Origin of the sequence: Acetobacter fabarum (assembly GCF_029069195.1) — a bacterium.
Taxonomy (GTDB): Bacteria; Pseudomonadota; Alphaproteobacteria; order Acetobacterales; family Acetobacteraceae; genus Acetobacter; species Acetobacter fabarum_A.
Map to the genome: position 1 here is coordinate 1 of NZ_JARDYK010000018.1, position 22212 is coordinate 22212.

Sequence of the window (22212 nt, forward strand, 5' to 3'; positions counted from 1 at the left end):
AATATAATCAACGCAAAATCATTACTCTCACCATCGCGGGGTGGAGCAGCCCGGTAGCTCGTCAGGCTCATAACCTGAAGGCCGTAGGTTCAAATCCTACCCCCGCAACCACACGCTAAGTGTCTGAAAAGACAGAAGAAAAGCCATCCGGAAGGGTGGCTTTTTTTGTGCCCAAAATCCCCCGCAGGATGCACATAGGATGCAAATGGGAGTGAAAGCGCAGCGTAGTTTGAGCTAAAATGGGGCATTATCACGATAGCGTGATGTCCGTTCCAAGCCTCATTGCTTAGTGGAAATTGCGCGATCTGACGACGAGACGTTCACTGCCTGAGTCTATGCTGGCGGTGGTGTCTGCGGAGGATCGGTTCCCGACATCTGCCAGCAATCCGGAAAGGTCCGTGATCTCTTTCGCGACCAGATGCACGACCTCGCCCTCCTTCTGCAGCATGCCTTTCACGGCCAGCATCTGCCCGCCCAGCACGACGCGCCGGTTGGCGTCGAATAGATCCGGCCAGATGATGACGTTCATGTTGGCCGTCTCATCCTCCAGCGTTAGGAACACCACGCCTTCCGCCGATCCTGGTCGCTGCCGGACCAGCACCAGTCCCGCTACGGTGAGACGCTTCCCGTCCTTCGCCGCCAGCGCCTGCTGACACGTTATGATGTCCCGTGCCCGAAGATCCTCGCGTAGAAAGGTCAGCGGATGATCCCGAAGGGTCAGGCCAAGCCGATTATAGTCCCGTACCACCTCCGCCCCGTCACGCATGGGCTGAAGCAACACATCCGGCTCCTCCGCTTCTCGCGTTACTTCCGTGGCCGCAAACAGGGGCAAGGGTTCGTCCCGTAAGGCCTTAATCGCCCAGAGCGCCTCGCGCCTTGCCAGCCCGAGCGAAGGGCGGAACGCGTCCGCCTCGGCCAGATGGGTGAGAGCTGCCGCCTTCACACCGGCCCGACGCCACAGATCGTCGACCGACGTAAACGGGCGTGAGGCCCGAGCGGCAACAATCCGGGCAGCATCGTCATTGGCCAGTCCCTTCACCAGACTCATGCCCAGCCGCACGGCGAACATCCCGTCTTGCCTTTCCGGTCCCTCCAATGTGCTGTCCCAGCGCGAGGCGTTGACGCAAACGGGCCGGATTTCCACACCATGTTCCCGGGCATCGCGAACCAGTTGCGCCGGGGCATAGAACCCCATCGGCTGGGAATTCAGAAGCGAGGCCAGAAACACATCCGGATGAGTGCATTTCATCCAGGACGACGAATAGGCAAGAATGGCGAAACTGGCGGCATGGCTCTCGGGAAATCCGTAGGAGCCAAAGCCTTCCAGTTGCTGATAGATTCGTTCTGCAAATTCTTCCGGGTAACCGTTAGCGCGCATGCCTTCGATGAGCCGTCTCTGAAACTGTGAGACAGTGCCTGTATTTTTGAACGTCGCCATGGCCCGGCGCAACTGATCGGCCTCGGCTGCGGTGAACCCGGCGCAGATCATGGCCACCTGCATCGCCTGTTCCTGAAACAGCGGGATGCCAAGTGTTTTACTGAGAACGGCCTCCAGTTCTGGTGTCGGATAGTCTTCGGGCTCAAGGCCCTCGCGGCGACGCAGATAGGGATGCACCATGTCCCCCTGTATGGGGCCAGGCCTTACGATCGCCACTTCAATGACGAGGTCATAAAACACCCGCGGCTTGAGCCGTGGCAACATGGACATCTGCGCCCGGCTTTCGATCTGGAATACACCGATCGTATCCGCCTTGCGGATCATGGCGTAGGTGCGTGGATCCTCGGCCGGAATACTCTGAAGCGTGAAATGCTGGTCCTTGTGCTCGGCCAGCAGGTCGAGCCCTTTTTTCATGCAGGTCAGCATGCCGAGCGCCAGAATATCGACCTTCATGAATTTCAGGACGTCGATATCGTCCTTGTCCCACTCGATAATCTGGCGCGCCTCCATGGAGGCCGGTTCGATGGGCACCAGTTCATCCAGCCGGTCATGCGTCAGCACAAATCCCCCGGGATGCTGTGACAGATGACGGGGTACGCCGATCAGGCATCGGGCCAGATCAAGGGTCAGACGGATGCGCCGGTCGGATAGATCAATGCCGCTGTCAGTGAGGGCGTCATCGTCCAGCTTGCGCCCCCAGCCATGAATCTGGCCCGAGAGTGTGCGGATCAGGTCTTCCGGCAACCCCATAACCTTGCCGACATCCCGCAAGGCCCCCTTGGCGCGATAGCGGATTACCACGGCTGTCAACGCCGCCCGGTCACGCCCGTAATGCTCATAGACCCACTGGATGACCTGTTCGCGTCGTGCGTGCTCGAAATCCACATCGATATCCGGCGGTTCACCCCGTTCCTCTGAGACGAAGCGCTCGAACAGGAGGGAGTTACGGGCCGGATCAATGGCGGTGATGCCCAGCACATAACAGACCGCAGAATTGGCGGCCGATCCACGACCCTGACAAAGGATGTCCTGGCTACGGGCATAACGGACGATGCTGTTCACCGTGAGGAAATACGGTGCGTATTCCATGCGCCCGATCAGGCCGAGTTCATGGTTCAGGCTTTTGCGGACTTCGTCCGGGACCCCTTCGGGATAGGTGCGTGCCGCCGCTTCCCACGTCAGCGCTTCCAGCGCCTGCTGGGGTGTCTGACCGGGCACGGACACTTCATCGGGATACTGGTAGGCCAGATCATCAAGCGAGAACCGGCAGCGCTCCCCGATGTCTATGGTGCGGGCGACCGCTTCGGGATAGCGCACGAACAGTCGACCCATCTCCTGAGGTGGTTTGAGATAACGGTCCGCATGACGTTCGCGGACAAAGCCTGCCTCGTCGATGGTCGTGTTGTGCCGGATGCAGGTGACGACATCCTGCAGGATGCGGCGGTCATGGGTATGGAACAGCACGTCATTGGTCACAACGGTTGGCACACGCGCCTGATGCGCCAGGTTTGCCAGTTCATACAACCGCATCTGGTCATTGGGGCGACGCAGCAGGGGCAGCGCCATATAGGCCCGGTCGGCAAAGGCCTCTTTCAGTTTGCGAAGGTGCAGGGCGCAGGCATCATCCGCCGTGTCCGGGATCATGACGACGATCAGGCCCGCGCCCCAGACCACCAGATCTTCCCAGAGCAGACGGCATTTCCCTTTCCCGGCACGGGCCTTGCCGAGGCTCAGCAGGCGGCAGAGACGGCCATAGGCAGCCCGGTACGTCGGATAAACGAGCACGGGCGGGAAATCGGCCAGATCGAGACGGCATCCCACAACAAGGCGGAGCCCGACCTCTTTTGCCGCAACATGGGCCTGCACCATGCTCGCCAGAGAATTGCGGTCACAGATGCCCAGTGCCTCGATGCCAAGAGCCTTTGCCTGCGCGAACAGTTCGATCGGTGAAGAGGCCCCGCGCAGGAACGAGAAATAGGTCGTCACCTGCAATTCGGCATAACGCGGTGCCGAGGTGCTCATCCGAAAATCCCGTGCAGGAACCAGCCCTGCGAGCCCGTCTCGCCATGTTCGCCATCACCGGCCCGGTAGAGCCAGAAGCGCTCGCCGCTCGTGTCCTCCACCCTGAAGTAATCGCGGGCAATGGTCAGTTCGGCGTCATTCTTCCACCATTCGCCGAACACGCGTTCCGGCCCGTCGGCGCATTTCACCTTCCGTCGCACACCCCGCCAGATGAAGAACAGCGGCGGCTGGTCCGGCAGTTCCGCCATCGCCTGCACGGGCTCGGGCCGTGCCAGCAGGCGTGTCGGACGTGGCCAGTGCTCGGGCCAGTCCTTTGTCTCCTCGGGCGCCAGCGCAGGCACGCAGCAGAAGGAGCGTTCGGGCAGGTCGCTTTCCACCGGTGCAAAACGATAGAGCGCCTGCGTGCCGACACGGTTGGCCAGCGTGTCGATCAGGTCGGACACATCGGTCTCTTCCTCTGCAATGAGGGACGAAACGGTTTGTCGCCGGTCCATGGGGTCCGCCAGTGAGGCGATCAGCACCATGCGCTCAATGCCGAACCCCGGATCGATGGTCTCGATTTTCTCGCACAGCAGTCGCGTCAGGCGTGTGACGTCCCGCACGGGCATGGCGGTCGCGACCCGGATCGCCTCGGTGCGGCTGTCTACCCGATGCAGCAGCAGATCGAGGCGGCGCACTCCCTGCCCACGTTCGTCCAGTCCCTGGCAGAGCAGTGGCACCAGCTTACCAATGTATTTGGCGATGGTCTCGGCCGCGCCGATGGGTTCGGCAAAATTACGGCTGACCTCCACGGGATCAACCGGGCGGACAGGCACGATGGCTTCACCAATACGCCCGAACGCCTGATCCAGCCTGCGGGAGATGTCGGGGCCAAACCGCAAGGCCAGCGGTGCGCGGGGCATGGCGGCCAGTGGTCCGATGCGGGATACGCCCAGCGTGGCCAGACCCTCAATGATAGGTGAGGGCAGGCGGAGTGCTTCAACGGGAAGATCAGCCAGAGCAGAGGTCGTTTTATCTGAAGGGACAGCCGCAATCGCTAACCGGCCATAGCGAGCCAGCGCATGGGCCGCCCCCCAGGTGTCCGCGACTACGGCCCGAGCGCAAAAACCGGCTCCCGCCATGCGGTGGACCATATCCTTGAGCATGGGAAGCTCGCCCCCATGCAGGTGATCCGCCCCGGTCGTGTCCAGCACCAGCCCGTCCGGCGTATCGACCGCCACAATGGGCGCAATTCGGTGCTGGAACCATAGCGCCAGCTTTTCCAGACCCAGCCGGTCGCCCTCGGGATCGGCGTCCATCAGTACCAGGTCGGGATAGAGCGCCTGGGCCTTGGCGACCGGAATGCCGGAGCGCAGCCCCAGCTTGCGGGCGGCGAGATCGACCGACAACACGACCCGTCGCCGCCCTTCACGTCCGGCCAGCGCCAGCGGCACTTCAGGCGCGGGCGCGTCTGGTCCAAGCCGCTTCCTGATCCGGTCCGTCGGCCAGAGCGGCAGGTAAAGCGAGACGACCCGCGACCGGGATACAGGGGGCGAGCCTTCCTTTGGCATCACAGGCCTCCACTTCAAAATCGGCACATTCGCCCGCACGGGCACGGATCAGTTCCAGTAGCCAGCGGGGACGGCCCACACCGGGCACCGGCAACGACGGTAGGGAAGGCAGGACGGAGACCCGCCAGCGTGTCACACTGGCAGTCGGCTGGCCAAAATCCGCCGCATCCGTCTGTCGTCGCCAGCGGCGGATCGCGATGCCAAGAGAGCCGGACGTTTCAGCCGCCAGTTGCAGACGGCGGGATGCGGTCATGGACAGACGCGCCACCTCGGCGACCACGGCCCCAAGGCCGCCATGCCGCAGTCCTTCCTCGAAGCAGGCCAGCACATCGACATCCGAACTGGCCTCGACAAAAATGGTTCGCCGTGCCGACAGCCCGACCTGTTTGAGAGAGGGGGCGAACACATCCTGACGGGTGACGATCCAGAGCACCTTGCCACGTGTGCGGGCCGCAATCCCGGCGCAGAACTGGCCGGCCGCCGCACTGTGCAGGGCGTCGTTGCCTCCGCCGGCCACCTCATGCAGGGCACCCAGCGCCAGACCGCCACCGGGCAGACGGGCGTCGATTTCGCGCACACCAAAAGGCAGCACCGTGCGACGACGGTCGCTGTGTCCTTCGAGACGGCTGATCGCAGCCCGCAGCGTCCCCAGACCGGGTTTTTTATGGGTTTCAGCAGTCATGTCACGGCTCGACGGTCCTTGTGCAGGCAAATTTCCTGATTATATGTTCCTGATTTGTTCCAATCATGCTACGCAAGTCAATGCAAATTCGCTCCGTATCCGGCATGCTGGTGTCCGATGTTGGATCAGTATCGTTGATGAAAGTGCGCTAAGGAATTGAATCCAGAACTTTCTCCCGTTCCAAACTGCGACGACTATCTGTCCCGTCTGAACGATGCCCAGCGGCAGGCCGTCACGCACGGGACCGGAGTCCCGGCAGGTGGAGCGGATTCATCCCCGCTGCTGGTCATCGCTGGCGCCGGATCGGGCAAGACCAACACACTCGCGCACCGGGTGGCGCATCTGATCGCCTTGGGCGCTGATCCGCGCCGCATCCTGCTGCTGACCTTCTCCCGCCGCGCCAGTGTGGAGATGACGCGGCGGGTAGAACGCATCTGCAAAACCGTGCTGGGCGACAGGACCGGTCCACTGGCCGACGCGCTGACCTGGGCCGGGACGTTTCATTCCATCGGTGCGCGGCTACTGCGGGAGTATGCCCAGCAGATCAGTACGGACCCGGCCTTCTCGATCCATGACCGGGAAGATTCCGCCGATCTGATGAATCTGATCCGGCATGATCTGGGGTTTTCAAAAACCGAGAAGCGGTTTCCCGGCAAGGGCACGTGCCTTGCCATCTATTCCCGTGTGGTGACGCTGGATAGGAACTATCGCTCGACGAAACCCATTCTGGATGCCGCCAATGCGGTGATAGGCGAGGCGGCAGAGCGGTTCACCAAGGATCTGTGGACCGAACGGGCTTCGGAGGAAAAGCCACGACTGGTCACTATCTGGGATGACACGGCGCAGGCGAACTATATCGCGGATCGGGTGCTGGAAGAGCGTGAGGCCGGCACGCCGATGAAGCAGCAGGCTGTGCTGTTCCGGGCTTCGCACCATAGCGGCACGCTGGAGGTGGAACTGACCCGACGCAACATCCCGTTCGTGAAGTTCGGTGGCCTCAAGTTTCTCGACAGTGCACATGTGAAAGATGTGTTGGCGTTATTGCGCTTTGCCCAGAACCCGCGGGATCGCATTGCGGGCTTTCGGGTTTTGCAGCTTCTGCCGGGGGTGGGACCGGGTTCGGCCCGACGCGTGCTGGATACGATGGGGGAGAGTGCCCATCCCTTCGAGGCGCTGAAGGATGTCAAAGCGCCACAGCGGAGTGGTGAGGCCTGGGTGGGTTTCGTGAATATGCTGACAGCGTTCGGGAGCCATCAGGTCGGCTGGCCGGGCGAGATCGCAGCCGTGCGTTACTGGTATGAGCCGCATCTGGAGCGGCTGCATGAGGACGTCGCCACCCGGTTGGCCGATCTGGTGCAGCTTGAGCAGATCGCCGGGGGGTATCCGTCACGAGAGAAGTTCCTCACCGAACTCACACTGGACCCGCCGGATGCGACGTCCGATCAGGCTGGCGTGCCGTTGCTGGATGAAGACTATCTGATCCTCTCCACCATTCATTCGGCCAAGGAGCAGGAATGGAAGAATGTCTTCGTGATGAATGCGGTCGATGGGTGCATTCCGTCTGATCTGGCCACCGGTGAACAGGACGACATCGAGGAGGAACGTCGCCTGCTCTATGTGGCCATGACGCGGGCGAAGGACAGTCTCGATATCATGGTGCCGCAGCGTTTCTATGTGCATGGCCAGCACAGCCGGGGCGACCGGCATGTCTATGCCTCGCGCACACGTTTCATAGACCGGGACATGCTGCCTTTGTTCGAAGCGGTGTCATGGCCTGTCGTGAAACCGGAGGAACAGGCCCGGCAGGAGGCGGTGAAATCCGTAAGGATCGATATGGCAGCCAGATTGCGCGGCATGTGGTCGTAAGGGAGCAACGCGGATGTGCAATCTCTATTCCATGACCTCGAATCCGCAGGCGATCCGGGAGATTGCCAAAGTCCTTGAGGATCGCACGGGCAATCTCCAGTCGCTGCCCGAGATCTATCCGAACACCATGGCGCCGATTGTGCGGAACGGGGCAGGCGGTCGTGAACTGGTCATGGCGCGCTGGGGCATGCCGACACCGCCCGGTTACCTGAAAGGCCATAAGGTGGATCGCGGTGTGACCAATATCCGCAATCCGACCTCGACATGGTGGAAGCGCTGGGAAGGGGTGGCGCATCGCTGTCTGGTGCCGCTGACCGCCTTCTCGGAGCCGGAGCGCCTGCCTGACGGGAAATCACGACCGGCATGGTTTGCCCGCAGCAACGGAGAGCCGCTGGCTTTCTTTGCCGGGATCTGGTGCCGGTGGACATCGGTGCGGAAACTGGCTGACGGGGAGACGACGGATGATCTGTTCGGGTTTCTGACCACTGACGCCAATAGCGAAGTGGGGGCGATCCATCCGAAGGCCATGCCGGTCATTCTGAGGCAGCCGGATGAACTGGACGTGTGGATGAATGCGTCTGTCAGCGAGGCTTTGCGTCTTCAACGCCCCTTGTCGGATGGCATGCTTGCTTGTGTCGATCCTCCGCGGCCTTTGGAATGACTGCAACGGGGGGATTGCGGTAAGTCCGCATTTGGACAGGAAAACGGAAAAGCAGCCATTGGAACCGTTAACATTCATGATGACTTTGGGTAGGGTTACGCAGTCATTAGACCATGTTTGTTCGCCTAAAGTATTGGAAATGAATGATCGTACTTACCTTAGAAATACATGACAGCGCCGGAATTATCCTCTGATGATATCAGATCAATCACAGCCCCTCGACTTGAATTCCATTCTCCGCGAGCCAGACTTTCCGCCAACGCCAATCTGGCAAATGCTGTTCTACCCTGTTCCAAAATCTCGCAGAATGATCGGAATGGTGAGCGTGTGCCAACTCATGGACGACAACATACTGTGCGATCCTGGGCGGTAAGAGGATCGCCTTCCAATGGAATGAAAACCGTCCACCCATACCGAACGATCCCCACCGGAAGCCCAAGTCTTGTACTTTGACTTCCTTTACCACTACGCCCATTCGGTGCGCGTGTTCCAATACCTGTTTTTCAAACCATTGCTGCGCGAGACGGGTATACCACGCAACAAATATCTCCCGACCTCGATGAACGGAGTTCTTTCGCAGACAAAAACGACCATTCTTTAAGGACAGATCCACAAGTTGATTATCGATCAGACGGAGCCGATAGCTTTTACCCAGATACAGGAAACCTTCACCTTCAACGAACAATTTAATGGGAGCCCGTTGCTGTAAACGCGACTTTTCCTCGATCTTGGTATGGATCCAGAGCAACTTCTCTTCGACGAAATCGACTAACTGCTCTGAGGCAGCCTTTGAGGGCGCCACAATTGAGAGCTCGCCGGATCGTTCGACCGTTATCTGCATAGTCTTGCGTCGATCACTACGATGGACTTCGAAAGAGAGACCATCAATCTCCAAGCGCTTTTCACTTGCCCGTGTCGGCTTGCCACCGGTTCTGATGGGCGACAGAGGAAGCTTCGCCATCAAGCTGCTCTTAGCTTGTCGTCGTTGGCCTTGGCCTGCTGCATCAACTGGCCCGCCAAGGCTTCTGCTTCTGAGATACCAAAGCCCGGTATCTGCGCGTTGAGGATGATTTCGAAGATCTCGGAACGCAGATTTTCCTGATCTGCCATCTTGAAGCTGCTCCAGAGAGAACGGTTTGCGCTAACCTCCTCAATCACACGATCCACGACTTCGCGGGTCATCTCGTGCAAGGAATGAAGGTGTTCGGCAGAACTGGCGTTATCAGACAGGCAAGCTGCGAGCACCGTGCGCAGGAATGGGACATAGATTTCAGGAATGTCTGAGTTGGTCTCATCATCCATGGTCTTAGCTTCGCCGCGAAGCTCGCCAATGATGGCCTGAAGCTGCTCAATGATACGATCCCACTGCTGACCAAAACCCTTGAGGATCTCGTTCAGTCTTTCAGACATCTTTTTGAAACGAATAGGGTCAGTTTCAAGGTTTTTTCGGATATGGGATCGGATGGCATGTTCCATCTCCGACGCTTTCGCCCTGTTTCCCGAGGCTTGCCCAACCTGATTGTCGAACTCGGCATCTGTGAGCTGGACCGGTGGAATCTTTGGATTGATGCCAAGAGAAATGACGTGATCATCAATCAGCCTGCGTACTTTCGCACCGACGTCGGACCCGATCTCCGGAATATCCCGATACCGATTACGTGCACGCGCCTGAAGATAAGCAAGCCGTTTGGCATCACGGACAAAGGGCAGACCTTCAGGACGTGGAAGGATGATTTCCAGTGATTTCAGGAAATCCCCGAGTTTGACAGTGAACTCAGCTCGAGCCTTTTCCGTCGAAAGCGCCTGGAGACAGCTTTCGTCGTCGGACAGGTCATCAAGACCGGCGCGCATGAAGATATCCACTACACGGATATGACGATCACGAAGAACCGGGATCTGGTCCTTGAGACTGGCCAGGGCACCATCAATATCGTCGTCGGAATATGCAGCAAGGGCGGCCTTCAAATGGTGCGCCACCCCGAAGTAATCGACGACGATGCCACAAGTTTTGCCAAAGCCAGTTCTATTCACACGTGCTATGGCCTGTAGCAGTTCGGCTTCCCGAATGGGTCGATCAAGGTACATGACTCCCTCAATCGGGGCATCGAAGCCTGTGAGTAACATCAATTTGACGAACAGGAAGGCCAGCGGATCGGTTTTCGTCTGGTCTTTATGGAACAATGGCTTCTTGAAACGCTTGATCCGGTTTTCCTGAGCAGCCCCTTCAGTCCATTGCTTCCAGGACGCATCATCGTTGTTGCCCCCGGATATGATCGCCGCGAATTCGATCTTTTCAAGGGTTGCCCGATATCGCCACGCCTGAACCAGCGCCTGCAGCTTCTCAGGTTTCGTGCAGAGCATTTCGTCGTCTATGCCCTTGTCGTAATCCGAAAGCGCCGCTGCCTCGGCCAGTAGTTTATCACGGGCTTCAAGAAACGCTGCATGGTAACGCACCACGGCCATACGACTGTAAGCCACCACCTGCGCCTTGTACCCATTCGGCAGCAGGTTGGTCACATAGTGCCGAAGCATATCACGCGCCTTTTCGGCGATCAGGGCTGGCGCTTCCAGGATATTTCCCTTGGTCGCGTATTTCTTCCGGATCGCTTCAAGCTCTTCATCCGTATGGCCACGGAACATGTCCTCGAACAAGCCGTCCAGCGTGGTGCCGTCCTTGACCGCTCCTTCGGCAGTGCGCCCCTCGTACAGAACCCGCACCGTCGCACCATCTGCCTCGGCTTCCTTGATCGTATATTTGTCGATGAACTCGCCAAAGATCTGAGTGGTACGCTTCTTCTCCCCCATGATGATCGGGGTGCCGGTAAACCCGATCCGTGCACAGTTCGGCAGAGCGGCCATCAGGTTTGCGTGGAGATCGCCCGCCTGTGTCCGATGCGCCTCATCCACGACCACGACGATCGTCTCATCCTCATTCAATACCTCGAAGACAGGCCCTTTGGTAACTTCGGCCACGGCTTCATCCGTCCGGTATTTCTGGATCGTGGCGAAGACCAGACCAGGACCTTTCCGCCGCGCCAACTTCTTTAGAGAGTAATTGCTCTTCGCAAGTTCGACCACATCGCCCGACAGCGCCGCCGTCTCGGACAACTGCCGCTGTAAGTCCTTCCGGTCAGTGACCATGATGACCTTGAACTTCCGCAAGGTCAGATCCGTTCGCATCTTGCGGATCATAAACACCATGGTCAGACTTTTACCGGAACCTTGCGTATGCCAGACGATGCCACCACGACGATCATACTCGCCGTCTTGTACCCGCGTTTTGCCGTTACGTAACCGTTCCAGCGCATGGTTCACGGCACGGTACTGCTGATATCGACAAACTGTCTTGATGGTCTGACCATCCACAGTCATGAACAGCAGATAGTGCCGCAGGATATCCAGAAGATGTGCGGGGCACAGCATTCCGGCGACAAGGCGTTCCTGCTCCGAAAGGCCCTTTTTTCCCAGTGCGGCCGCTACATCATCTTCAGAGCCAGTGCCATCTGGCCCCACAACCGTCTTCCACCGGCCGTAGTAATCCAGCCCCGCACCAATGCAGCCCACACGGGCCTGATCGAAGCTTGTGGCAATCAGTAACTGAACCGAGGCAAAGAGAGCAGGCGCGCCCTCGTTTTCCTCGACTTCCAGAGCAGCCTTGCGGGCGTTGTGATAGCGGCGGAGCTGTTTGACAGCTTCGTCCAGCGGCTCAGGGATGCCGGGACTTTTCGCCTCGACCACCACCACAGGAATGCCGTTCACCAGCATCACGATATCGGGGATGATGAAGCCCTTGCCCACGTCGTGGCCGGGTGGGCAATCGACACGAAACTGGTTAGCGACGGTAAAGCTGTTGGCCGCCACATCGTCCCAAGCGATGTAACGGATTGTCTGGCCGCGTCCGCCGTCCCAGCTGGGCAGGCCCTCGACTGTCAAGCCTTTGAGGAGCAGTTCCGTAACCGCCTCGTTCGCCTCCATCAGTCCGTGCTGTCCGTGGCGGGTGAGAGCGCTGACGGCTTCCGAGAGGCGTGCATCATCAAGCCAGGGTTTGCCATCCGGGCCGGGATTGATCGCGCGCAGGCGCTCGCGCAGGGCGGCCTCACTGATGACCTCCCTGAAGCTGGTGCGTCCTGTCAGACCGGGGTCATCCTTGCTGCTCGTCTGAGCGGTCCAGCCCATGGCGACACACTGGTCGATAAAGGGCTTTTCGACATCGTTGTATTCATGTCCCATTAGCGGACTCTTCGGTTACAGCAGGGGCGTGACAGACGTCCTGCCGGTGAGCAGGTCGTCCATCAGGCCGATTTTTTGGAGACTATACTTTTTCAAAATGGTCTCTTCCTCGCTTAGACGGACAGACAATTCCGAAAGGATGGCCTCAATACTCTCCTGCTCGTCGCGTGGCGGCACAGGTAATTGCGTGGACCGAATGGTCTCGCTCCGGATGGCGGACATCGTACCACCTTGCTGGTCTTTGGAAAAATGGCGAAGAACCCAGTCTGAGTAATTCACCTGAAGCATAGCCAGATAGGGTGAATACTTTGTCTGATCCAACGAAATAGTCCATGTGTGCTTGGATGATAATGCTTCACCCACATCGTCTGGGACGAGACAACACCTACCAACCGTCCCCATGATGGTAATCATCAGATCGTCGGGGCGAACTGCATATCGGTGCAGTTGAACAAACTTGCGAGGAGTTACGAAGCGCTTGTAATTTCGATCAAAGCGCTCGACGAAAACGTTGTCGATACCAAGAAATGGAATGCCTTTGCTGACCAATTCCTCCTTCAAGAGTGCGCTCCCAAAGGGGCCTGACCGCATCGCAGGATCGACGGAAGCAAGCAAATCCTGCATCGCACAGACTTCCCACTCCTTCGGCAGCCAGCCGAGCGGGGTTTGCTTGTAGAGATGGGGGACCTCGGACTGCGGGGGACGAAGGTCTCCGTTTGCGTCGATGCCGCGGGTCAGCAGGTCATGTAGCAGCCCCTGCTTCATCGCCTTCAACTTGGCCACCACCGCCTCGGTCCCCCGTATCGCCGTGTCCAATGTATCGAGGATCTCGGCGATTTTGGATTGTATTGATACATCCGGAACTGTTAGCGTCAAATTCGCCAAGGAAGCTTTGTTGAAAGTCGCACCCTTCACCGCAGTGTCAGTTATCGCGGTCGCGGCAACTCGTGGAAGTGCGAAGTAAAGCCAGCGATAATCTATCTGACCGTGAAATGGCTGAAAGATCGCAATTGCTTCGTTGCAATACATAGGCGCCTTCACAATGCCAGCTTTACCAACACTCAATTTGAAGCTCATTATCATTGTGTCAGGAGCAATGGCCTTAACATTGCTACTACGAGCACCGAGATCGGTAATGTGCTCTCTTGTTTCAGAGAGATACTTCTCTTTGATATCAGCGATGGAAAGCCAAGGATATCCTTCCGGAGGCTCCACCCAAAACGCAGGAACGCTCCTTGATGGCGTACCGCCAATATTGATCTCACAGAGATCAGCGAGTTTCTTTTTTGGCCATTCTTGAAGGCAGACCTTAGACATACCCAAGTTCTTTCAGGAACCCGGCCAGTTTCTCGGTCGCCGTCTCCCTCGCATCTTCGATTTCGGTCAGGGTGACGCGATACTTGTCCCACCAGTTTTCGAAGGCGACCACGATCTGTCCACGCTGCGCCGCGATGTAGCGGGCCAGAATCTTTTGCATGTCCTCATGCAGGATATTTAGCAGCAGTTCGGCCGCCGCTTTATCCGTCAGGTCATCGACGCCCTTGTTGAGCTCGGTAGTGAACTGATCTTTCTTAGACTTAAGAGTCTTTTTGACCTTGGTCAGTTCTTTTTTCCATTCCTTGACCTGCTTCTCATCCAGCTGTTCGGCATCGTCCTCTTCTTCGCCTTCTTCGGGCGTGGCGGTGGTGGCCTTGATCTGCGCCTCCAGCTCGGCCTTGCGGGCTTCCAATCCGGCAATTTCGGTCACGAAGCTGCCCATCAGGAAGGTGACCAGCTTGTGGTCCAGCGGGTTCTCCTTATTGCCCCTGTCCTCCAGTGCGGTGACGATGGAGATGCGCCACGCGTCCACCACTCCCGTGGTACCGCGCGCCATGAGGGTGAGGAAATCGAACCGCGACTGATTCCAGAACTGCGCGATGATCCCTCGTACGGTGAACGGATCCAGTATGGCGAGGCTTTCGAGCGTGCTCGAGAAGCTGGACAGAAGCTCGTCGCGTAGTTTGATGAGAGAGGTCGCGCTCTCATTGCCCGCAAGCGCGATGATGTCGTCGGTGTGGTTGGCCCACCAGCCGTTGAAGTTGTCCCGGATATCGGTCTCTCGTACCACAAGGCTGGCGTTGGTCTCGATAGCCGGTTTGATGTCAGCCCTGACGGTGATGTGGGCGGCGAAGTCCAGATAGCGGTCATCACGAGGCGTAAGCAGGTCCATTGGATTCAGACCGTGGGATTTGAACAGTTCTGCCTTGGCTTCGACCTCGGACTTCGGAATGCCGCCGATCAGGTGGGCGCGTACGTCATGCGGCTCAGGGGGCGGAGCGTTGTCGGCATAACGACGGATATTGAGGTTCCAGTCATTCTCTTTCAACGTCTCAAGGTCAACGATGGCAGAGAAGCCGGGGATCGCACGGTATTCCTCGAAGGTGGTGACGATCTTCTCGATATGCTCGGGCATCAGATGGTTCTGTGCGCGGCCTTCCAGGTATTCACGGTCAGCGTTGATGAAAAGCACCTTGCCCTGACGCTCGGCAGGCTTGCCCGAGGCGAGATTTGCGCCTCGGTGGATGCGTTGGCGCAGAACGATGACGCAGGCGGGGATGCCCGTGCCGTAAAAGAGTTGCGGGCCGAGGCCGATAACGGCTTCTATCTGGTCATTTTCAATGATCTGCTGTCGTATCTTGGCTTCATCGCCGCCGCGAAAGAGGACACCGTGCGGCATAACGGTTGCGATCATGCCGCCGTCATGGGTCACATGCAGCATGTGCTGCAGGAACATAAGATCGGCCTTCTTGGAGCCCAGCGGAACCTCATGAAAGAAACGTTCGCGGAATTTGGGCTGCCAAGTATATTCCCCGGACCTGTCCTTGTCTTTCGAGCCCCAATTGAGCGAAAAAGGCGGGTTGGTCAGGATCCGGTCGAACCGGAGAAGCTCTCCATTCTCGGTGTGTAGCGGCTCTCCGAGGGTGTCCTCGTTACGCAGGTCGGCGCTGTTCATACCATGAAGCTGCATGTTCATCTTGGCGATCGACCAGACGGTGCCCGAGTATTCCTGCCCGAACAGGTTGGCCTTGCGTCCATCCTGCCCGTTCTCGTCGATATAATCTTTCGCGGCGATGAGCATACCGCCCGAACCGCAGCATGGATCGTAGATGTCGTGTTCAAGGGTCGGCTTCAGCAGACGAACCATCATACGAACGACTGACCGGGGTGTATAGAACTCGCCGCCCTTCTTGCCGGCAGAGTCAGCGAATTCGCCAATCAGATATTCATAGGCGGCGCCTAAAAGATCAGGGAATTCAAAATCCGCATTTCGAAGGCGAATTTCTCCGAAATGGCTGATCAGTTGACGAAGCTTCTGATCACTGATTTTGCTTTGTCCAACCTTTCTTGTGAAATCGATGTGATCGAGAACTCCTTCAAGGGCAATGTTCTCCGCTTCTATGCCCGCAAGTGCCTTGTTGAGCATGTCGCCGATGTTCTCATGGGCTTCGTCCGTCAGATATTGAAAGCGGGATTGCTCAGGCACCCAGAAAGTACCACTGCGGCCATACCAGACCTTATTCTCGGCGTCCTTTTCGGCTTGCTTATGCGAGGCGCCTGCGGCAATGCGCTTTTCAATTACCTCAAGGCGCGCTTCTTCAAAAACGTCGGAACAACGCTTCAGGAAAAGCATTCCGAAGATATATTCCTTAAATTCTGAGGCATCCATTTTACCTCGAAGAATATCCGCTGCACTGAACAGGTGTCGTTCAAGTTGAGAAAGGGTAAGTGGCATTGATAATCTCTAATCTGACTTTCTCACAGTTTATGGCACGAGACGAATTCTGACGACAGTTTCCGTGCTTCACGAACAGCGTATTCTCTTGATGGGATATTGATCCATTTGCCCGTCATCCGAAAGGAATGTGGCGTGTTCAGCTTGCGCCTGCGCCATAAGGAGATGGTCAAACGGATCACGATGCTGGAGAGGCAAAGACATCAGGATCTGTAGGTGTTCGGTCTGTATTTGTAATAGAGAGAAACCTTCTTCAGGAATGGCTGCTAGAATATCGTTCATATCCGCATCCAGCTTTCCGATACGGATTTTGATCGCAATCTCCCAGAGTGACACGATACTCACCAGAATATCGTGGACCGGGTCTGCGATGATTTCCCGTGCAGTCTCACCCAACCGGTCGGAGTCAGAAAGCCACCACAGCAACGCATGCGTATCAAGTAGAACCTTCACAGGTCGCGTTCCATGCTTTCAAGAAGATCCGGCGGTGTCTCATCAAAATCTTCGCTTATTCTGATCCGTCCGCGCAATGCGCCGGGTTGACGACGGGGGCGATAGGAAGGAGCCGGCGGCCGCAGTTCGGCTACGACCTGGTCATGAGACGTCACCAAGATCGTACTGCCCTGCCTGACCTGACGTAGATACGCTGTCAGGTTTCCCCGGAACTCCCGAACACCGATTTTCTGTGGTGATGGTGCGTTATCTGAAAGATGCTCGCTCATGGTCTCCTCCTTGTGTGTCATCATAACATGTACACACAAGGAGGAGGTAGAGAATTCCTGAGACATATTCAATTTCAGAGATCAGTGGCTTCCGACAGCGCCAGAGCGTCCTCTACATCCACCCCAAGGTATCGAACCGTACTATCCAGCTTTGTATGACCCAGCAGGATCTGCACAGCTCGGATATTGCCGGTTCGTTTGTAAATCATGGCAACCTTAGTCCGGCGGAGCGAATGAGTTCCATATTCCCCGGGGATAAGTCCTATCGCCTGAACCCATTGATCCAGAAGCCGGGCGTATTGCCTCGTGCTCAGGTGAGCTTTGGCGCTTAGGCGGCTGGGAAAAACATACTCATTCAGGCCACTACCGCGATGCTCCAGCCACGTTCGCACACTCGCGCGCGTCGTTTCCGTAATCTCAAACTGCACAGGCCGCCGGGTTTTCTGCTGGACGACCATGGCTCGGTGGCGCACCTGACCGCTGGTAACGATGTCGCCGATACGAAGGCTGACAAGATCGCAGCCCCTGAGTTTGCTATCGAGAGCAAGATCAAACAAAGCTCTGTCTCTGACACGCTGTTCGCTCCCCAGCCAGAACCGAATAGCCCAGACGTGCTTCTCTTTGAGTGCGCGCTTGGCACCAACCATTTTTCCGGCATTCCAGGGTACGGACGCCTTCAGCGTAGGCGATGGAAAACGCGTTTTCTTTTCCATGATACTTTCTCCTGATCAGCTGCACATGCAGCAATCAGAAGTCTGGAGGAGAACATCGGCGGATAACGAGAACTATTGCTGACCGTCCGCTTTCCGGAATCTTGAACGGCTCCGCTTATGACCGACATGAAGGCGTCTGCCGCCTGTCCGCTTCACGTTCCTTGAGCGGACAGGCAGTTCAGGGAGGGAAAGCGGTATGTCCGGTTTCGGCTGGAAGCAACTGATTCCGGACATTCATTTTTCAAATAAGAGGCTTAAGCTGCTCCATTGTCTTAAATTATGAGCCAAGCTAAAATAGGGATATTATCCGTGAGACCCATCCTTACCAGTAATTATGGATAATGAATTGGGGGAGTTGCTAAAGTGACGGCGCTTCTAAATGAGACGGTCGAGCACGGGCCAGCGTGCATTGCAAGCGGGATAGGATGTCATGAAATTAAAAACGGCTCATATACAGAACTATAGAAGTGTTCTTGACACAGGCATCTTCGAAGTTGAGTCTGCCAAGACTATCCTAGTTGGCCCGAATGAGGCAGGTAAAACGGCGGTTCTGCAAGCCTTGCAGCAGATCAATCCGCCGCAGGGCGTAAAGCGTCTTGATACACTGCGCGATTATCCGCGCGCCAAGTATAATAATATCACCACAGGGAAGGTTGACCCGAAAAAGGTACCAGTCGCCACCGTCGTATTTACTTTAGACGAGGAGGACGTGATGGCTCTCCCCGTTTCGATGCGGGGCATTGAAGGCTACACCTTCACGCGATACATATCTAACAATGCTTCGCATAGCCTAATCGGAGCTCCAGCGTTGCCGACGGTAGGATCGATCAGAAGGGATATGATCCGACTTGCGGCTCATGTCGACGGTCGCACCCCAGTCGCCGATAGCGTTGTGGCCTCGACAGCGCAGACCGATAAGCTCAATGCTCTGTTGAAGGACTTGAGTGACGAAGACTCAGTATCTGGAGAGCTTTCTGACGCTTTAAAAAGATGGGTAAACACTTTGATTGCTCATGCAGATGATTCTGAAGACACCCGCATTGACCGGCTGCAAGCGGCGCTCTCAATAGGCGCTGATCGCGATTTGGCGCTCAACACCCTACATGATCGTATCCCCGTCTTCGTACTGTTCAGCAACTACTTCCGGGTCCGGCCCCTCATCCATCTTGGTCACCTAGCCGATCGCTTGCAATCTAACACCTTGGACGACGAGCAATACGACTACGGCAATAAGTGCCTTTTACAACTGCTGGGCTTTACTGCGCGAGACCTCTCTGATCTCGGAAAGGCACCGGAACCACCGGCGAACAAGCCCGAAGCCCTCAAAACATATCGTGACCAGCTTGACAGGCGGAAGTATCAACTCAACTCTGCCAGTGTTCAGCTCACGAACGAGATCCGCTCTGTCTGGAAACCTTCCAGCACCCGACCCGAAGCAGACCGACTTCGCCTTGATGTTGATGGCCAGTACCTTAAGGTCGTGGTCGAGGATGAGCTTGGGGTGGAGATTGAGCTGGATCAGCGCTCGGAAGGCTTCCAGTGGCTCGTCTCGTTCTTCGTTGTCTTTTTTGCGGAGGCAGCCGACAGGCACGAAAACGCGATTTTGCTTTTGGACGAACCTGGCATGAGCTTGCACGCGCTCAAACAGCGCGAATTTCGTGAAACCATCACTAAGCTCGCGGCTAAGAACCAGACTATTTACACAACCCACTCCCCCTTCTTAGTAGGCCCGAACGAGCTCGACTATGTGCGCGTTGTGGAATTGAATGACCGCAACATCGGTACAAAGGTGCACACCACAGTCACATCCAGCGATCCGGCAGCATTGTTGCCGCTCCAAGAAGCTTTGGGTTACGATCTCGCTCAGAGCTTATTTGCGCAGAGACGAAATCTCGTGCTCGAGGGCCTGACAGACGAATGGTATCTTGAGGGTGTGGCCGCACTTTTTGCGGATGGCGGCGGCATCAAGCTCAACGACAAGATCGCTCTTGTGACAGCTGGCACAGCTGGAAAGGTCGTTTACTTCGCCACAATCTTGCACGCACACAACCTCAAGGTCGCGGCCCTTTTAGACTCTGATAGCGCGGGAGACGCGGCAGCCAAGCAGGACACTCTCATCCACAAGCTCGGCCGGAAAGGCATTCTGCGGACAAAGGACTATGCACCGGCTATAGCGAAAGCAGAGATCGAAGATCTCCTACGCGATACTCTTCCAATTATCGCACGAGATCAGCTTGGTTGGGATGTTGTTGACCAAGCTACTCAGCAGGCCAGCCGTCCTTTAGTAGATATTTTCTCAAATATAACCGGATTTAGCAAATACAAGCTGGCAAAGGCTTTTCTGCGCTGGACACGCGATAACAATTTTGAAGTGCTTTCTGAACTCGAAAGAACCGCTTGGACAAAGTTGATTACAGATATCAATGCTGCACTAAAATAAATCTTTTTGTGAGAAAATGTCAGACAAAATAATTTCATTTCAAGATGGACGCCGCCTTAGTCACAGGTGGCTACCATGTTTTCCGGGTCTATTTCTGTTGAACTGACAGGCAGTTTTTTTTGGGGGGGGAGCGGAAGGTCCGCTGCCCCGAACATCGTCTGCTTGAATAAGAGTCAATCTGATATTACGATACCAATATGAACAGGATATTTACAGTCCGTCAGCAACAGCTCCGTCATCGTCAGGCGGCGTTCGTGTACGCGTTCGGTTCAGTGGATCTTTAAACAAGATCGCCAGCATCGTTCAGTTCACCACCCCGCCCAGTCGGCGGGGTTCCTTATGCCGGTTGGGCCTTAATCACAGGACAACAGGCTATGTCATTCTCCGACGACAAATCTATTGAACGTCTCGCGCTGCGCCCGATCGACCGCAGTCTTCCAAAAAGCGAGTGGACCCATGCCGGTCATTTCGCGACAGCACTCTGGCTCACCCGACATCGTCCCTATCTCACGAGACCTGATGAAATCAGGACGATTATTACACGCTACAATGACGCGACGCATACCGCCAACACAGATACCAGCGGTTATCACCATACCATCACTCTCGCATCAATGCGGGCAACACGCGACTATCTGACCGGCTTTCCATCAGACACACCCCTTTATGCCGTCCTCCACTCGCTCCTGGCATCGGAGTTTGGTCGTCCAGATTGGCTCCGGGCCTATTGGGAACGAGCGACGTTGTTCAGCGTGACAGCTCGGAGGAAATGGGTCGAACCGGACATCGTACCGTTACCTTTTTAGCGATTAGATTAGGCTCCAATGTTGATCCGTTAATACGGTCCAAGATTTCCCGGGCTTCAGAAACGTGTTGCACACTCTGCATGTTGCCTTTGACGGCGCCCCCTGATGTCTGAGTTGTAGACACATGGTTTCGTGAATTGCGCTGTTATGCAAACATGCTCACCGAAAAGGGAGAGTGCGAAGGATATCGATGATAGTCGTGCTACATCGCCCCGTCGGATCCCGATCAGGATCGTAAATAGTCAGAGTCATGCCCAAGCATCGCGCGCTGGATACAAGGGGAGAGAGGATCTGGACCAAATATTCGAGTGAAAGGCCAGGAGAACCCGGACAATCCACTGCGGGCATGATCGCCTGATCCATTACATCGACGTCGAAATGGATCCAAAAACTCTGCTCAGGTAATCGACGAAGCACATCATCGATCCGCTGGGAAAGACCTGACGGACTGATCTTCAGGGCTTCAAAGATATCAACCTGCGCAATCGCCGTGTCTGCGATATCGGGCCACGCAAAGTCGGGATCGTGACTTTCACGCTCACCAATCTGGATGACATTTACATCTGAAACCAGCGGGCCTGACACGCCAGGCCAGACAGTTAGAAGCGCTTCTCCTCGTCCGGTTGCGAGCGCCAGATCCATACCGGCCGCACCGCTGAGAACTGCTGCTGGATCGTAATTCCCCGGGTGCCTGAAGTCGCTGTGTCCGTCGATATGGACCAGTGAAACAGGGCCACCCTGTCGAGCGCCTACCAGTGCTCCAAGCAACAGAGAGCAGTCTCCGCCGATAACAAGCGCGAGTTCACCTGATTTACAGATACTCCCAACCGTTTCTCCAAGGACGAGGTCGTAAGCACGAATGGCATGCCCGTTCCGAATACGCGTTCCCACCTGAGCCTCAGAACGATAATCCGGTATCGGAAGGTTATGAAGGTGGCTGTATTTCATGCCCCTCCCGAGGCCGGCGTCCATAAGAGCTTCAGGTGCGCGCCATGTTCCGGGGACATGCCCGCCATGGAGGGGAGTCAGTCCAAGGTTTGACGGGGCGAGAACAAGTTGCATGCAATGTTCTTATGGCTTCGCAGTTTAACTGAAGGAATGCGAGGGTTATTATGTATAGAAAGTCCAATACGCTTATAGGTGATTAAGGTCTGCTTTCGGGAATCTAAAAAGATTGGGCTAACTGTCCACTTTGAGGCAATTCTGTTGAAAAAGTCGCTCTTGAAATAATCATGGCTTCCTGATTCAGTCGTCATCAGTCAAGGAGTGTCGGCAGATGATGGGTGAGCGAACCGGGGTACAGGAAACTT

Annotated in this window: 15 protein-coding genes and 1 tRNA gene; 5 read left to right on the forward strand and 11 right to left on the reverse strand. The window is 56.5% G+C overall.

What is annotated here, in order from left to right:
* Positions 1-34 precede the first annotated feature (34 nt).
* Positions 35-111, forward strand: a tRNA-Met gene (locus tag PY793_RS13435).
* A gap of 175 nt (positions 112-286) precedes the next feature.
* Here PY793_RS13435 and PY793_RS13440 read toward each other — a convergent pair.
* Genes PY793_RS13440 through PY793_RS13450 form a run of 3 tightly spaced genes read right to left on the reverse strand, consistent with a single transcriptional unit; the run spans position 287 to position 5692 of the window.
* The gene (locus PY793_RS13440; RefSeq protein WP_275178503.1) at positions 287-3460 is read right to left on the reverse strand and encodes an error-prone DNA polymerase; all 3174 of its coding nucleotides are present in this window, start codon (positions 3458-3460) and stop codon (positions 287-289) included.
* Positions 3457-5010: a DUF6504 family protein gene (locus tag PY793_RS13445; protein WP_275178504.1), complete on the reverse strand. Its 1554-nt coding sequence runs from the start codon at positions 5008-5010 to the stop codon at positions 3457-3459. The genes PY793_RS13440 and PY793_RS13445 overlap by 4 nt, the downstream gene beginning before the upstream one ends.
* Positions 4895-5692, reverse strand: coding sequence for an ImuA family protein (locus PY793_RS13450; protein WP_275178505.1), 798 nt, complete (start codon positions 5690-5692; stop codon positions 4895-4897). The genes PY793_RS13445 and PY793_RS13450 overlap by 116 nt, the downstream gene beginning before the upstream one ends.
* A gap of 156 nt (positions 5693-5848) precedes the next feature.
* Here PY793_RS13450 and PY793_RS13455 point away from each other — a divergent pair, with 156 nt between their 5' ends.
* Both PY793_RS13455 and PY793_RS13460 read left to right on the forward strand, forming a co-directional pair.
* Positions 5849-7558 carry an ATP-dependent helicase gene (locus PY793_RS13455; protein WP_275178506.1) on the forward strand — a complete coding sequence of 570 codons (1710 nt, stop codon included), beginning with the start codon at positions 5849-5851 and terminating at the stop codon, positions 7556-7558.
* Positions 7559-7571: 13 nt separating this feature from the next.
* Positions 7572-8219, forward strand: coding sequence for an SOS response-associated peptidase (locus PY793_RS13460; protein ID WP_275178507.1), 648 nt, complete (start codon positions 7572-7574; stop codon positions 8217-8219).
* Positions 8220-8427: 208 nt separating this feature from the next.
* On the opposite strand, the gene PY793_RS13465 is transcribed toward PY793_RS13460, so the two are convergent.
* The 7 genes from PY793_RS13465 to PY793_RS13495 form a co-directional block, all read right to left on the reverse strand.
* The gene (locus PY793_RS13465) at positions 8428-9180 is read right to left on the reverse strand and encodes a M48 family metallopeptidase (RefSeq protein ID WP_275178508.1); all 753 of its coding nucleotides are present in this window, start codon (positions 9178-9180) and stop codon (positions 8428-8430) included.
* Complete coding sequence (locus tag PY793_RS13470) at positions 9180-12449, reverse strand: type I restriction endonuclease subunit R (RefSeq protein ID WP_275178509.1); 3270 nt, start codon at positions 12447-12449, stop codon at positions 9180-9182. The genes PY793_RS13465 and PY793_RS13470 overlap by 1 nt, the downstream gene beginning before the upstream one ends.
* 15 nt (positions 12450-12464) lie before the next feature.
* Entirely contained in the window at positions 12465-13766 is a 1302-nt protein-coding gene (locus PY793_RS13475) for a restriction endonuclease subunit S (protein ID WP_275178510.1), read from the reverse strand.
* On the reverse strand, positions 13759-16221 hold the full coding sequence (locus tag PY793_RS13480) for a type I restriction-modification system subunit M (RefSeq protein ID WP_275178511.1): 2463 nt from the start codon (positions 16219-16221) through the stop codon (positions 13759-13761). Before PY793_RS13480 ends, PY793_RS13475 begins: the two co-directional genes overlap by 8 nt.
* Before the next feature lie 69 nt (positions 16222-16290).
* A complete protein-coding gene (locus PY793_RS13485; RefSeq protein WP_237938449.1) occupies positions 16291-16674 on the reverse strand; it encodes a type II toxin-antitoxin system VapC family toxin in 384 nt (127 codons plus the stop codon).
* Positions 16671-17009, reverse strand: coding sequence for a type II toxin-antitoxin system Phd/YefM family antitoxin (locus PY793_RS13490; RefSeq protein ID WP_275178512.1), 339 nt, complete (start codon positions 17007-17009; stop codon positions 16671-16673). The genes PY793_RS13485 and PY793_RS13490 overlap by 4 nt, the downstream gene beginning before the upstream one ends.
* Before the next feature lie 8 nt (positions 17010-17017).
* The gene (locus tag PY793_RS13495; RefSeq protein WP_275178513.1) at positions 17018-17656 is read right to left on the reverse strand and encodes a tyrosine-type recombinase/integrase; all 639 of its coding nucleotides are present in this window, start codon (positions 17654-17656) and stop codon (positions 17018-17020) included.
* Positions 17657-18086: 430 nt separating this feature from the next.
* Here PY793_RS13495 and PY793_RS13500 point away from each other — a divergent pair, with 430 nt between their 5' ends.
* Together PY793_RS13500 and PY793_RS13505 are read left to right on the forward strand one after the other, a co-directional pair.
* Positions 18087-20096, forward strand: coding sequence for an AAA family ATPase (locus PY793_RS13500; protein ID WP_275178514.1), 2010 nt, complete (start codon positions 18087-18089; stop codon positions 20094-20096).
* Between the two features lie 374 nt (positions 20097-20470).
* Positions 20471-20902 carry a hypothetical protein gene (locus tag PY793_RS13505; protein WP_275178515.1) on the forward strand — a complete coding sequence of 144 codons (432 nt, stop codon included), beginning with the start codon at positions 20471-20473 and terminating at the stop codon, positions 20900-20902.
* 159 nt (positions 20903-21061) lie between these two features.
* On the opposite strand, the gene PY793_RS13510 is transcribed toward PY793_RS13505, so the two are convergent.
* Positions 21062-21964 (reverse strand): arginase family protein, encoded by a 903-nt coding sequence (locus PY793_RS13510; RefSeq protein WP_275178516.1) that lies wholly within the window; start codon positions 21962-21964, stop codon positions 21062-21064.
* Positions 21965-22212 lie beyond the last annotated feature (248 nt).

Excerpts from the sequence above, each read along its gene's own strand:
- PY793_RS13475 (WP_275178510.1), bottom strand. The coding sequence starts at position 13,766 with ATGTCTAAGGTCTGCCTTCAAGAATGGCCAAAAAAGAAACTCGCTGAT.
- PY793_RS13465 (WP_275178508.1), bottom strand. The coding sequence starts at position 9,180 with ATGGCGAAGCTTCCTCTGTCGCCCATCAGAACCGGTGGCAAGCCGACA.
- PY793_RS13480 (WP_275178511.1), bottom strand. The coding sequence starts at position 16,221 with ATGCCACTTACCCTTTCTCAACTTGAACGACACCTGTTCAGTGCAGCG.
- PY793_RS13470 (WP_275178509.1), bottom strand. The coding sequence starts at position 12,449 with ATGGGACATGAATACAACGATGTCGAAAAGCCCTTTATCGACCAGTGT.
- PY793_RS13450 (WP_275178505.1), bottom strand. The coding sequence starts at position 5,692 with ATGACTGCTGAAACCCATAAAAAACCCGGTCTGGGGACGCTGCGGGCT.
- PY793_RS13460 (WP_275178507.1), top strand. The coding sequence starts at position 7,572 with ATGTGCAATCTCTATTCCATGACCTCGAATCCGCAGGCGATCCGGGAG.
- PY793_RS13505 (WP_275178515.1), top strand. The coding sequence starts at position 20,471 with ATGTCATTCTCCGACGACAAATCTATTGAACGTCTCGCGCTGCGCCCG.
- PY793_RS13445 (WP_275178504.1), bottom strand. The coding sequence starts at position 5,010 with ATGCCAAAGGAAGGCTCGCCCCCTGTATCCCGGTCGCGGGTCGTCTCG.
- PY793_RS13490 (WP_275178512.1), bottom strand. The coding sequence starts at position 17,009 with ATGTCTCAGGAATTCTCTACCTCCTCCTTGTGTGTACATGTTATGATG.
- PY793_RS13500 (WP_275178514.1), top strand. The coding sequence starts at position 18,087 with ATGAAATTAAAAACGGCTCATATACAGAACTATAGAAGTGTTCTTGAC.
- PY793_RS13440 (WP_275178503.1), bottom strand. The coding sequence starts at position 3,460 with ATGAGCACCTCGGCACCGCGTTATGCCGAATTGCAGGTGACGACCTAT.
- PY793_RS13510 (WP_275178516.1), bottom strand. The coding sequence starts at position 21,964 with ATGCAACTTGTTCTCGCCCCGTCAAACCTTGGACTGACTCCCCTCCAT.
- PY793_RS13495 (WP_275178513.1), bottom strand. The coding sequence starts at position 17,656 with ATGGAAAAGAAAACGCGTTTTCCATCGCCTACGCTGAAGGCGTCCGTA.